General features: G+C 62.3%; 10 protein-coding genes. 7 read left to right on the top strand and 3 right to left on the bottom strand.

The window, feature by feature from the left end; genetic code table 11:
• The first annotated feature begins 177 nt into the window (after positions 1–177).
• The gene (locus tag HHL09_RS19875) at positions 178–2,514 is read left to right on the top strand and encodes a LamG-like jellyroll fold domain-containing protein (protein WP_169456374.1); all 2,337 of its coding nucleotides are present in this window, start codon (positions 178–180) and stop codon (positions 2,512–2,514) included.
• A gap of 425 nt (positions 2,515–2,939) precedes the next feature.
• On the opposite strand, the gene HHL09_RS19870 is transcribed toward HHL09_RS19875, so the two are convergent.
• A complete protein-coding gene (locus HHL09_RS19870; protein WP_169456373.1) occupies positions 2,940–3,488 on the bottom strand; it encodes a hypothetical protein in 549 nt (182 codons plus the stop codon).
• Positions 3,489–3,760: 272 nt separating this feature from the next.
• Here HHL09_RS19870 and HHL09_RS19865 point away from each other — a divergent pair, with 272 nt between their 5' ends.
• The 6 genes from HHL09_RS19865 (at position 3,761) to HHL09_RS19840 (ending at position 9,285) form a co-directional block, all read left to right on the top strand.
• The gene (locus HHL09_RS19865; RefSeq protein WP_169456372.1) at positions 3,761–4,720 is read left to right on the top strand and encodes a LamG domain-containing protein; all 960 of its coding nucleotides are present in this window, start codon (positions 3,761–3,763) and stop codon (positions 4,718–4,720) included.
• Positions 4,721–4,993: 273 nt separating this feature from the next.
• Complete coding sequence (locus HHL09_RS19860; RefSeq protein ID WP_169456371.1) at positions 4,994–5,635, top strand: hypothetical protein; 642 nt, start codon at positions 4,994–4,996, stop codon at positions 5,633–5,635.
• 146 nt (positions 5,636–5,781) lie between these two features.
• Positions 5,782–7,047, top strand: a complete 1,266-nt coding sequence (locus HHL09_RS19855; protein WP_169456370.1) for an RNA polymerase sigma factor — start codon at positions 5,782–5,784, stop codon at positions 7,045–7,047.
• Positions 7,048–7,306: 259 nt separating this feature from the next.
• Positions 7,307–7,753 carry a YciI family protein gene (locus tag HHL09_RS19850; RefSeq protein ID WP_169456369.1) on the top strand — a complete coding sequence of 149 codons (447 nt, stop codon included), beginning with the start codon at positions 7,307–7,309 and terminating at the stop codon, positions 7,751–7,753.
• A 10-nt stretch (positions 7,754–7,763) separates the two neighbouring features.
• Positions 7,764–8,159 (top strand): YciI family protein, encoded by a 396-nt coding sequence (locus tag HHL09_RS19845; RefSeq protein ID WP_169456368.1) that lies wholly within the window; start codon positions 7,764–7,766, stop codon positions 8,157–8,159.
• Positions 8,160–8,253: 94 nt separating this feature from the next.
• Entirely contained in the window at positions 8,254–9,285 is a 1,032-nt protein-coding gene (locus tag HHL09_RS19840) for an arabinan endo-1,5-alpha-L-arabinosidase (protein WP_169456367.1), read from the top strand.
• Between the two features lie 484 nt (positions 9,286–9,769).
• On the opposite strand, the gene tnpA is transcribed toward HHL09_RS19840, so the two are convergent.
• Together tnpA and HHL09_RS26430 are read right to left on the bottom strand one after the other, a co-directional pair.
• A complete protein-coding gene (gene tnpA, locus HHL09_RS19835; protein ID WP_240963669.1) occupies positions 9,770–10,198 on the bottom strand; it encodes an IS200/IS605 family transposase in 429 nt (142 codons plus the stop codon).
• Positions 10,199–10,472: 274 nt separating this feature from the next.
• Positions 10,473–13,547 (bottom strand): beta strand repeat-containing protein, encoded by a 3,075-nt coding sequence (locus HHL09_RS26430; RefSeq protein WP_205760888.1) that lies wholly within the window; start codon positions 13,545–13,547, stop codon positions 10,473–10,475.
• Positions 13,548–13,615 lie beyond the last annotated feature (68 nt).

The following is a 13,615-nucleotide window of genomic DNA, read 5'->3' as shown; positions in this document are numbered from 1 at the left end:
GGGTGACACGGCGCTCCCCCCAAGTGGCAGGGCTGTCCCGGAAATCGTCTTGAAAGCGGCGGGGTATCTGCTGCGTTGGCCGGGTCTCCACCGTTGGTTGTTTGTTGGCCGTGAACTTCCGCTCTGGCGACATCCGGGGCACTCCGGTGAACCCCTCCCCCTACGGCCGGTCGAGTTATGAAGAGCAAACGGATTGCGGTTCTCGCGCAGACTTGCCTCTGCTTCTTAACCTTTCATCTCTCCCCTGCCCTCGCCCAGCTGCCCTATGGCAAGGCGCTCGAGCTGGATGGGACGAACCAATACGCCAGGGTGCCCATGGCAGCCGGCAGCGCGGTGGGCAGCCCCTTCACCGTGGAGGCGTGGGTCTATCTGCGCTCCTATGCGGACTGGTCGCGCCTGATGGATTTCGGGAACGGAGACCGGGCCCACGACATCGCCTGCGTCTTGAGCACGGGCGGGAGCGGCGAGCCGGCGCTTTATGTCTTCGATGAATCGGGCGGGATCGCGGGCAGTGTCACCTCCCCGGTGGCGCTACCGCTGAATGCATGGACGCATCTGGCATTCACCCACGATGGCAGCACGGGGAGCATCTTCATCAATGGCAATGCGGTCACCAGCGGCCCGCTGCCAGCGGCGCCCGGTGTCCAGCGCACGAGCAACTTCATCGGGCGAAGCAATTTCGAAAACGATGCGCAGGCTCACGCGATCATCGATGAATTCCGCATCTGGTCGGTGGCCCGCAGCGCGGCGGAAATCCTCACGCACCAGAGCGCACCACTCGCGGGCGATGAAGCGGGCCTGCTGCTCTACTACAAGTTCGACGAGGCCAGCGGGACCGTGGCGACCAATAGCGCCACCGCCACCGGAGCGGCGTGGAATGGCAGCAGCCCGGCACGCGCGGCCTTCACCGCCGGTGCCCGGAGCACGGGCGACCCCTATTTCCCGACGCTCGGAAACGGGGGCTATGACGTGCAGCACTACGACCTGACGCTCGATTACGATCCGGCGACCAATACGATGGTGAGCAAGGCGGACCTCACGATCCGCGCGACCCAAGGACTGTCCGAATTCAGCCTCGACCTGCGCGGCTTCCCGGGTGCCAGCGTTACCATCGATGGGATTCCGGCCGGGGTCGCGCAGTCGGGAGACAAGCTGATCATCACGCCCGCGTCCGGCATCGAATCGGAGCACGTCTTCCACGCTGTCATCGATTACTCCGGCACGCCCTCGATGATCGAAGACCCTGACGGCGGCTTCGAGGGCTGGGTGCCGATCGACAGCGGTGCCTGGGTGGTCTGCGAGCCGATGGGGTCCATGGGCTGGTTCCCGAACAATGGCACGCCCTCCGACAAGGCGACCTACGACTTCCACATCACGGTCCCGGCCACGCACACGGCACTTGGCAATGGCGAGCTCAGCTCCAAGGTGGACAACAGCAACGGCACCGCGACATGGAATTGGCACATGGGCTACCCGATGGCGAGTTACCTGGCCACTGCGACCGTGGCGCTCTTCGACTACACGAAGGAGCTCAGCGCCACCGCGGTGGGAGCGGGCGGGAATCCGCTGGAGATTTACAACGCCATCGAGAGCGCCCTCTCGCCCGAGCAAAAGGCGGATGTCAGCGCCAAGGCCGCGCTGCAGGATGACATCATCCTTTTCATGGCGGATGACCTCGGCCCCTATCCCTTCGATTCCACGGGCGTGGTGCTCTACCGGGTCCCTGAGCTCAACTACGCGCTCGAGGTCCAGACGAAGTCGCACTTCGCCTCGCTACCGCTGGACCTGGACACCCTCGCGCACGAGATCGCGCACCAATGGTTTGGCAACTCGGTGAGCCCGGCGACGTGGCGGGAGATCTGGATCAATGAAGGGCTCGCGATGTGGTGGGCATGGCACTGGGACCATCAGGAGAATGGCAACCCGACGAGCACGGAAGACTGGCTCGACATCTACTACCATGCCCCGGAGCAGACCTGGGACAAGCCCCCGGCGAATCTCCCCGATGCCTCGGAGTTGTTCGATTTCTTCAGCGTCTACTCGCGGCCCGCGATGATGCTGGAGGCCTATCGCCAGATCGCGGGTCACACGACATTCATGGCGCTGCAACGCGCGATCCTGGCCGAGCATGCGCATGGCAACATCACGACCGCGCAGTTCATCGCGCTGGCGAAGCGCCTCGCCAAGGAGGGATCCGGCTTCCAGCCCGAGCACCTCGCGAGACTCGATGAGTTTTTCCAACAGTGGCTCTATGCGGAGGGCAGGCCCGTTTTGACGCCATCCGCTTTCTTCGAGGATCTGCCACCACGACTGGGCATCCGCTTGCTCGGTGTGAGCGAGGTGGAGATCGCCTGGTCCCCGAGCATCGCCGGGTGGTCGCTGGAAGAGAGCGGTAATTTGGAAAGCGGCTCATGGACTCCGGTCCTGTCACTCCCGGTCGTGGCGAATGGAGAATCGAAGATCATCCTCGCAAGGCAGCCGGCGGCTCGTTTCTACCGGCTGAGAAAGGACTGAGCGCTTGGGATGGGGAACGTTGAGAGTGGGTGGTTGAGAGTTGAGAGTGGGAGAAAGGCAGAGTGCCGAGTGATCAGTGATCAGTGGAAGATTCCAAAGCCCCAACGGGGCGGCAGGGAGATAGCCCAGGGTAAGCGCGACAGCGCGCAACCCTGGGTCAGGCACGAACACGAATTGCACCCTGAAGGGGTGTTCCAAAGCCCCAACGGGGCGGCAGGGAGATAGCCCAGGGTAAGCGCGACAGCGCGCAACCCTGGGTCAGGCACGAACACGAATTGCACCCTGAAGGGGTGCCGGGACGATTCGCCTCACCCCGCGTGAAACCATTTGCGAAGCGGCTCACATCCGCTCGTCCACCCCTCCACATCCCCTTGGGACGCGTGGATGGATGGACAGATAGGATCGATGGAAGCAGCTCTCCGCATTCACAAGCGGTCCGCCCATGGATAGGGCGATCTCCCTCCCGCGCCGAAGAGGCGGCGGTTATCCTCCACCGTACGGCGCTTCAGTGTCATCTGGCGCTCCACCTTCTTCCCATCCACCTCCACGATGATCCTCACCTTCAGTTCCGTGGCATAGACATTCACGGGGATCTCCCCGAAGACCACCTGGGTCCGGCTCCATGGCTTCTTCGCAGGCAGCATGTCACTCTGCTGCGTGCTGGACCCCTTTCCTTGATGCTCCACATGCAGCTTCCCCACGCGGTGCTCCTTCGTGTCGAAGTTCCAGAAATACACGGTCACCTTGCCCGTGCCCTCGATGGTGTTTCCCCGGGCACCTTCGTTGTCCACCACCACGCTGATCCCCACCTTGTCCTTCACCAGCCACTGGCCGTCGTCGAAGTGCTTGGAGAAATTCACGCCTTCCATTTCCCCCGTCTCCGGATTCTGCCGGTATCCGTAGAGCCCCCCGGATGGTCCGCAGGCAGCCAACAGGACGGGTAGCAGGAAGACGAGGGATCTGGGAAGAGTCATGACCGGAGTGATCTATCCGGATGAAGCGCGGAAGTCTGCATGGATCTGCGCATGGCCGGGAGGCGTGCCCCTTTTCCGCCCCGGTTCGCGCTTGGATTTCAGCGCTGCGGAGCAACCACGTCCCGCCCGTCAAACCCGGGAAGCAGGATCCTTCACCCGCTGTCACATGAAATGGGGATTGCCAGACTTTGTGACGAATCCGTCAAATAATTGTTAGGCCATCAGCGTATCTGTGATGTCCTCCCGCTACCCCCAACTCAAGAACCGAACCCATGAAATCCAGTTTCTCCCCTTTAAAGAGCACCCGCAGTGCTGCCCTGACCCTCGGCAGCTTCGCCGCTCTGGCCCACGTGGCCATGGCCGATCCGACGACTTCCTATAACACCGGCAGCCTCGGCAAGCTGGCCGATGGAGCGAGCACCGCAGGCGTGGTAGTGGACCAGCCCGGTGCGATCGCGGCCTACGAGGACTTCTCCTCGAACTACGCGGGCGGTGACCGCACCGAGATCCCCTTCCTTTCCGAGCTCAATCCCGCATCCGGCAGCCCCTTCACAATCGAGTTCTGGGCGAAGCCGACGTCGAGCGACGATGCCGATGCGCCGGTGGGCAATCGCCTGGGTGGCAACGTGAATCGCTCCGGCTGGGTCTTCTTCCAACGTGCCAGCGGCTGGAACTTCCGGATGTATAATGGCAATGGCACCCAGAATGGCTGGGACATCACCGGCGGCCCGGCACCGCTGAATACCTGGACGCACGTGGTCGCCGTTTGGTCGGGCACCGCCGCGACCTTGTTCGTCAATGGCGTGGATGTGACCTCCCCGAACGCCGGCCCCGGCGGCTACAATGCGAACACCACGGAGGCCTTCCGCGTGGGCGCCCTGATCGGCGGGGACAATGGCTACAATGGTGGCCTGGATGATGTGGCCTTCTATCCCACCGCCCTGACGCCCGCCCAGATCACCGCTCACTACACCACCGCATCCAGCTCCGTGTCCGGAGCCTATAGCTCGCTGGTGCTGGCGGATGGAGCCGTGCTCTATCTCCAGCAGAATCCTCCATCGGCGAAGCTGGAAGTGACCAGCCTGGTGCCCTATGCGACGAAGGTGAGCTTCACCGGTGTCCTCTCCCAATCGGAGGACCTGACGACATGGACCGACCTGCCGGCCGTCACCAGCCCCTACACGCCACCCTCTCCTCAGCCGGGCAAGCTCTTCTACCGCGCTCACCGCTGAAGGGCGGAGACCTCTCCCTCTCTTGCAATGGCAATGGCTCTCCACCGCGAGGGCCATTGCTTTTTTCATGGGTGTGGCGAGTGGAGCGATGCGGTGAGCGCTCCGGATTTTCCATTCCATCCACCCTCCTAGGGGATGTGGATGGAATGGAAAACCCCGCTCTCCCCAGCCCCCCGATACCCCGGCACCCACCCGACCCATTCAGGCTAAACGTCATACAACTCCTGACCTTAAATGTTTACGAATCACTGAACTCCAAGTTAGATCGAAGACGTGCTACACCACTTACCATCCCGTCCCATTCGGTCCCTCTGCATCGCCGGTATCCTCGCCCTCTCCGCGCAGATCCCGGCCCACGCCGCCGTCACGCTGACGATCGATACGCTGGCCAAGACCTTCACCTGGTCCGGCACCGCGACCAGCGAGGCCATCGTGATTCCCGAGGACAGCATGAAGTCGATCCGGCTGGGCACCGGCTCTTGGATCGGCGGCACCCTGGTGAGCAATGAGGGTGATGGCTCGCTCGCCCCGAGCCTCATCGGGGGCTCCGGAGTCTCCGTCATGGAAGGCAGCTTCAATGGCATCCCGATTGTCGCCGGTTCCCAGAACTCGGTCTATATGGATCTGGCGATGCTCTCCTACATAGGCGGCTTTCCTGAAGGTCCTACATTGGCTGCCCTGACCATCACCGCCGATGAGCAAGTCTATTCCTATGCCGGGCTGAATGGCGATGCCTTGAGCTACTTCGAGTCGCTGGACGGCACGCAGCTTTTCTTCCAAGACAACCAAGGTGGCGCTGGTGTCTTCAACATCGGCAGTGCCGCCGGCCAGATCGTCGTGGTTCCTGAGCCATCCGGTGCCCTCTTCCTGCTCGCAGCGCCCCTCTGCTTCTCCTTCCGCCGCCGGCGTGCGTGAGGTCTTCCCTTTTTCCATTCCATCCACACCCCTTGGGGCTTGTGGATGGAATGGAAAATTCCCGGCCTGGCATTCCCCGCACGAGGCTGCCATCCTCGGGAAATTACATTGAGTTCCCACCGCCCTCTCCCCTTCCCTGAGGGTGCATGCCGGAAGCCACCATCGATACGGTGCGGGAACATCTCGAGACGCTCTATCGCGCCGAGTCCGGCCGCATCCTCGCCACCCTCATCCGCCTGCTCGGGGACTTCGATCGCGCGGAGGATGCCATGCAGGATGCCTTCGCCGCCGCGCTGGAACGTTGGACACAGGAAGGTGTCCCTGCCAATCCCCGCGCCTGGCTCGTTTCCACCGGACGCTTCAAGGCGATCGATGCCCTGCGCCGCCGGGCGCGTTTCGATGCCGCACAGGAGAAGCTCGCGCAGGAGTTGGAGGAAAAGCTCAGCGCTGCCGATGTCACTGCCGCGCGCGCCGAGGAGAACATGGGGCTGGAAGACGACACCCTGCGGCTGATCTTCACTTGCTGTCATCCCGCGCTGGCCCAAGAGGCGCGGCTCGCCCTGACGCTCCGCGAAGTCTGTGGCCTGAAGACCGAGGAGATCGCCCGCGCTTGCCTCATGACCGCACCTGCGCTGGCGCAACGCATCGTGCGTGCCAAGGCGAAGATCCGCGATGCCCGCATTCCCTATCAGGTGCCTTCGCCGGAGGAACTCCCGGAGCGTCTCGCCACCGTGCTGCAGGTCGTGTATCTCGTCTTCAATGAAGGCTACTCTGCCTCCTCCGGGGATTCACTCACACGCCCGGATCTCTCCGCCGAAGCCATCCGCCTCGGCCGCCTGCTGCTAGATCTGCTCCCTGAACCGGAGGTGATGGGATTGCTCGCGCTCATGCTTCTTCAGGAGTCACGGCGCGCCGCCCGTGCCACGCCGGATGGCGAGCTGATCCTTCTGGAAAGCCAGGACCGCTCACTCTGGAACCGCGCGCAGATCACGGAAGGCATCGCCCTCGTCGAGCAGGCGCTCATTTCCCGGCGCTTCGGTCCCTACTCGCTGCAAGCCGCCATCGCCGCCGTGCACTCGGAGGCCGCCGAAGCTTCTGCCACCGATTGGCCGCAGATCGTGGCGCTCTACACCGTGCTCGCCCGTGCCGAGCCCTCTCCTGTCATCGAGCTGAATCGCGCCGTCGCCATCGCCATGCGGGATGGTCCGGAAGCCGGGCTGGCCTTGATCAATGCCATCTTCTCCCGCGGCGAGCTCACGGATTACCACCTGGCTCACTCCGTCCATGCCGATCTGTGCCGCCGCCTCGGCCGCCATGCTGAGGCCCGGCTTTCCTACGAGCGCGCCCTGGAACTCACCCGGCAGGAACCCGAGCGCCGCTTCCTCGAAAAACGGCTCCGCGAACTCCAGTGATCGATCCGCTCTCCGATTGTCCCGCCGGCGAGCCAGCCTTCCCCCCCCTGATCCGGAACCAGCCCGGTCCCCATTCCCATCCTATTCATCCCATCCATCCCGGTCTCCCCTCTTTGATCTTCCGGCTGCCCAAAAAAGCCCCAAAAAAATTGAGGCCCCCTGTCGAATTCCGGAAGCGCCATTCGACCAGCTGGTGAAGGGTGCCGCTTCGCATCGCCGAAACGGGCCCGGAAGAACCAACAACCCCAATCACAAGACCATGAGATTCCTGATGCTGATGATTCCCCGCGTGTACCAACCCGCTACCCCGGCGGACGAGCGTGCGGGAGAGGGCTTCCAACCGAAGCTGGAAGACATGAATGCCATGATGAAATTCAACGAGGAGCTGGGCAAAGCCGGAGCCCTCATTGCACTCGATGGCCTCCACCCCTTGGAAAAAGGCGCACGCGTTTCCTATGGCAAGGGCGAACCCGTCGTCACCGATGGTCCCTTCATCGAGTCAAAGGAAGTCCTCGGCGGCTACTGGATCCTCCAGCTCAAGTCGAAGGAGGAAGCGATCGAGTGGGCCAAGCGCTGCCCCGCGCTGCCGGGCGATGTGATCGAGATCCGCCAGATCTTCGACATGGAGGAATTCAGCGAGGACGTGCAGGACGCTATCAAGGATGCCCGCGTGCGTGTGGAAGAAACCTTGGGCAAAAAAAGCTGAGCTCACCGCCATGAAATACATCTGCCTGGGCTACATCGAGCCGAACAAGTTCGAGGACCTCACCGATGCCGAGCGCAACGCGTGGGTGGACGAGTGCTTCACCTACGATGACGAGTTGCGCGCGAATGGTCACTTCGCCGGCGGCGAGGCATTGCAACCACCGGAAACTGCCACGACCCTGCGCTGGGTGAATGGAAAGGTCTCTGTCACCGATGGTCCCTATGCCGAGACCAAGGAACAGATCGGTGGCATCCTCATCCTCGAAGCCCGTGATCTGAACCACGCCATCCAGCTCATGTCGAAGCATCCCGGAGTGAGAAAGGCCGGCCCCTTCGAGATCCGCCCTGCTGCGGACCTCAGCGAGATGATTCGCGAGAGCGAGCAACGCCGCGCGGCAACTTCCTGATCTTGATCGGGGCAGACGGGCCGCCCCTGTCTGCCCCGCTTCTCGTGGCGGATTTTCCCTTGTCTCGATCCCGGATGCGCTTTGTTTTCCTCCCATGAACCGCCTTATCCGCGCCTCCATTCCTTGCCATCTGGCCTTGCTCGCCGCGGCCTTCAGCCTCACGGCGGCATCACTGGCAGAAGAAGAAAAGGTCACCCCAGGCGGCCCGCTTTCCGATACCGCCAGCCGCGGCGTCACCGCGCGGGATCCCTCCACCATCGTCCGTGAAGGCGATACCTACTGGTGCTTCTACACCGGCCGCGGCGTCCCGTCCTTGAAGTCGAAGGACCTCGTCACCTGGGAACGCGGCCCGCGGGTCCTCGACAAGGCACCGGAGTGGATCTCGAAGGAAGTCCCGAAAAACGATGGCGTCTACTGGGCTCCGGATCTCCTGAAAGTCGGCGATCAATACCTGCTCTACTACTCCGTCTCCAGCTTCGGTGCGATGCACTCCGCCATCGGCCTGGCGACCACTCCCACGCTCAATCCCGAAGACCCCGCCTTCCGCTGGACCGATCACGGACCGATCGTGCAATCGCGGGATGGCAGTGATTTCAACACCATCGATCCCTCCGTCTTCCAGGATGAAGATGGCAAGCTTTGGCTCTCCTTCGGCTCGCAATGGAGCGGCCTGAAACTCGTGGAGCTGGACCCGAAGACCGGCAAGCGCCTCAAGCCCGACGAGCCGATGACACCCATCGCCGCCGGCCAATCGATCGAGGCCCCATGGATCTACAAGCGGAAGGGCTTCTACTATCTCTTCCTGAATCGCGGCAATTGCTGCGCCGGAAACAAGAGCACCTACCACATCAAGGTCGGCCGCAGCAAAGACATCACCGGTCCCTATGAAGCGAAGGACGGCGCCCTCATGATCGATGGCGGCGGCACCATGGTTCTCGACATCAAGATTGGCACGCTCACCGGCCCCGGCCACGCCGGTATCGTCGAAAAGGACGGCAAGAGCTGGTTCAGCTGCCACTTCGAAGCCGACGAACGCATGGGAGGAAAAGCCACCCTCGGCGTCATGCCCATCGAATGGACCGAAGACGGCTGGCCCGAGGTCAAGCCACCGGACGCCGGGAAGTGATCGGGAAATCAGAAGCGCCAGAAGCGCGCTTGGATCAGATCACCCGTCCCGAACTCTAAAGCCCCAACGGGGCGGCCAGGAGATAGCCCAGGGTAAGCGCAAAGCCCCAACGGGGCGGCCGGGAGATAGCCCAGGGTAAGCGCGAAGCGCGCAACCCTGGGTCAGGCACCAACACGAATCGCTCCCTGAAGGGGAGCCGGGAAGCCGGTCTCAATCAAATCACCCGTCCCGATCTCTAAAGCCCCAACGGGGCGACCGCGAGATAGCCCAAGGTAAGCGCGAAGCGCGCAACCCTGGGTTAGGCATCAACACGAATCGCTCCCTGAAGGGGAGCCGGGAGGCCGGTCTCAATCAAATCAACCATCCCGAGCTCTAAAGCCCCAACGGGGCGGCCGGGAGATAGCCCAGGGTAAGCGCAAAGCGCGCAACCCTGGGTTAGGCATCAACACGAATCGCTCCCTGAAGGGGAGCCGGGAGGCCGGCCTCAATCCCAGACGTATCGTTCGTCCCATTCCATCCCGTATAGGGTGAGAAGGCGTCGATACTCCTCTTGAAACGTGACCACGCGATGATGTTCCGCCTGATTGCCTATGTATCTCTCTAGCTTCTCACGATGCGCCGGACTGATCGAAAACATTCCATAACCGCCTTGCCAATGGAACGCGGACAAACACTTGTCGCGTTCCTTGATCCATTTGGATGAACCGATCTTGATTTCACGAACCAGATCGGCGGGGGCAAGAGTGCGCGGGTGAGAAATGAAGAGGTGAATATGATCTGCCACCGATCCGGCACGAAGAAGCCTCCCTCCGCAATCCGACACAATGCCGCCGATGTACCCATGGAGGTCATCCCGGCATTCGTCTTGCAAGAGGGGCTCCCGATTCTTGGTTGAAAAGACGAGATGGACCAAGAGCGATGCGAGGGATTGGGGCACACCTAGAACGTGTTAGATCGGGGGCTTGGGATCAAGACCCGCCTCCCCGCTCCCCTTCAGGGAGCAATTCATGTTCATGCCCAACCCAGGGTTGCGCGCTTCGCGCTTACCCTGGGCTATCTCCCCACCGCCCCCGTTGGGGCTTTAGAATCCCGAACAACCGCCTAGCCCGAAGTCACAAACTTCGCGCTTACCCTACTCCATCTCCCCGGCCACTCCCTTGGGGCATCCAAACCCGTGATCTTCGACCTCACTGATTGGTCGTCACTCCGATCAATCCCGTCACTCCGGCACCGACCGAGAACGTATCCGCCCCGCCGAGGCCGTTGACGATCACGCGATCATTCGCTGCCTCCGGCTGGAGGATGCGCACCGTCGCCGGCAGTCCCGTGACCGTGACATTCGGAGCGCCCGCCGTGAGCGAAACCGCATCCGCTGCCGCCGTTCCATTCAGCGTCACCGTATCTGACACCGAATCTCCGATCCCTCCCGTGGCGGCGAGATCCGCGATCACCGTCGTGAGGTCCGTCCCGCTCAGGTCATTCACCGTGATCCCATCCGTTCCGCCGATCGGATTCAGATCGAAAATTTCCACATCATTCACGTCCATGAAGATGGACCCGATGTCGCGATTCAGAGTGACCCTCCCGCCATTCGGTGAGACCGTGTAGTTCTCGTTCGCATTGCTGCCGTTGAAGAGCAGCGTATCGCTTCCCGCCTGCCCCTCGATGGTGTCGCTGCCATCTCCCGGGTCCCACCGGCAAACGTCGTCGCCGATTCCCAGGAAGATGATGTCGTTGCCCTGCTGGCCATCGATGAAATCGTTCCCATCTCCGCCGAGGAGGATATCCACCCCATTGCTCCCCAAGATCGTATCGGCACCGGTCCCTCCATCCACCACGATCTGAATCAAAGCCGCCAGGTTCCCCGTGGTGCTGAAGGAATCATCCCCGCCATTCGCATTCACCGCGAGACTCTCCGTCGTTCCGATATCGATCGAGAAAGGAGCCGGATCCAACCGATCAAAGCGGACCCTCGTGCCATTCGCCGTGGCGGTGAAGGTCTCGATACCATTCCCGCCATTCACCTCTGCGGTATCGCTTCCACCGCCGCCCTCATTGAGATCGGTATCATCCCCCGGATTCCAGATCATCCGGTCCGTATCCGCCTCGCCGAACACCTGATCATCCGCATCGCCTCCAGTCAGGGTATCACTACCCGCCCCGCCGAAGAGGAAGTCGCTGCCACCCTTTCCTTGCGGCGTATCGTTGCCGGTCCCGCCGAAGACAAGATCCGCACCTGAGCCTCCGATCAGCGTGTCATTTCCGGCACCGCCGAAGAGCGCCGTCGCAGGCAGCACCCCATTGCTCTCCACCAGCGTGAGCGTGTCATTCCCACCACGACCGAAGATTCTCACCAGCGTGGTATTCGCCACCGTGGCTCCGGGAATCGGAACGCCATTCGAAAGAAGCGCGCCCCCTGCATTCCGGGAAAGCGTGATCGTATTGTCCGCAGCATCACCGAAGAGCGTCACAATGCCACCCACCGGATTCGTCCCGCCATCCAGCAAGACACTCTCGCCCGTCCCGCCATCCAGAACGTCCACACCGCCACCTCCGATCAACACGTCATCATTGTCCCCGCCCAGCAGCGTATCCCCCTCTGCACTGCCCAGCAGGATGTCATTCCCCGCTCCGCCATCCAGCAAGAGGCGAGGCCCGCCCGGCGGAACCGCGGAGGCATCCACCACGTCCTCACCACCCAAGGCCAGGATGCGGACGGTATCGACGGTCGTATCAAAGCCATCCACCATCACCTGCGCTCCCGCCCCGGAGACCGCCAGATCACCCGCAACCAGGACCGCCGTCACGATATCGTCGCCCGTCGTGCCATGGATGATCACGTTGTCCGCTTGCGCGTCCGCAGCCCCTCCCGTGGCCGCAAGGTCGGCGATCACCTTCGATACATCCGTTCCCGTCAGGTCATTCACCGTGAGACTGTCGGTACCGCCGATCGAATTGAGCTCGATGATCTCAAGATCGTTCAGATCCATCATGATCGACCCGATATCGCGATTGAGAAGAACTCTCCCGCCATTGGCAACGACGGTCATGTTCTCGTTCGCGTTGCTCCCGTTGAAGAGCAGCGTGTCACTCCCTCCCTGTCCCTCGATCACATCGCTTCCATCGCCCGGATCCCACTGCGCGGCATCGTCGCCCCCACCGAGAAAGACGATATCATTCCCCTGCTGCCCATCGATGAAGTCGTTGCCTTCACCGCCGAAGAGGAGATCGGCCCCGTTGCTTCCTAAAAGAGTATCCACCCCCGCGCCACCATCCACCGTGATCTGGATCAGCGCCGCCAGATTACCCGTGGTGCTGAAGCTGTCGTCGCCACCATTGCAATTCAGCACCAGCTTCTCCGCCGTGCCGAGATCGAGTGCGAAAGGTGCCGGGGTGATCCGGTCGAAGCGCACCCGCGTCCCGTTCGCCGTGGTGGTGAAGCTTTCGGAGCCATTGCCTCCGTTCACCACGATGGTGTCCGTGCCGCCATCGCCCTCATTGAGGTCGGTATCATCGCCTGGGTTCCAGATCAGGGTATCATCGTTGTTGCCACCTGAGACCTGATCGTTGGCATCACCTCCAGCGAGGGAATCATTGCCATCGCCTCCTAACAGATTGTCGATTCCTCCCTTGCCCAGCAGGCTGTCATTCCCCGCCCCGCCATCCAGGAAGTCGGCACCCGAGCCTCCCGTGAGAGCATCGTTGCCGTTGCCACCGAAGAGACGTGCCGGAGGTATCGCCCCCAGCGATTCGTCCAGCGAGAGCTGGTCATCTCCATCGAGCCCGAAAATGTCGATCCGGGTCGTATTCGCCACCGTGGGCGTGCCACCGGTCACGATCACCGCTCCCCCATTCACCCGGAGATTCCCTGCCGCATCCCGGCTCACCGTGATTGCGTTGTCCTGGTTCCCGCCATTGATGACGAGCACTCCGCTGCCCGGCGTGAAGGCCGCCGTGATCACATCCGGTGGCGGCGGCTTGAGGCGAAAGTAGGCCCGCGGCTTGCCCGTCGTCGAAACCGTGATCTCCACCGTGGCATTCGCACCCGGCACCGGAGCACCGAGATCCACCCAGGAGACGACATCGGTATTCGTCTGCAACTGGTAGGAGACGCCGGCCTCGGCAAACCAGGAGACTTTCATGTTCGTCCCCGCGGACTTGCTGATCCTGAGCTGGGGTGTGGCCCCGGCCGCAAGGCCAAGGCACACCGGAAGCAAGCCTGCGAGGGTGCGAACCGCAGATCGGGTGAAGGGAGGAATCATGGCGGATTTCCGCAGCAGTTCCCCATCTCTTACTCCTTCCCGATCTCCCCACCAAGACCCAAGAAGTG

Origin of the sequence: Luteolibacter luteus (assembly GCF_012913485.1) — a bacterium.
Classification (GTDB): Bacteria; Verrucomicrobiota; Verrucomicrobiia; order Verrucomicrobiales; family Akkermansiaceae; genus Haloferula; species Haloferula lutea.
Note: the sequence above shows the minus strand (reverse complement) of the source record. Positions and strands in the feature narration are given on the sequence as shown.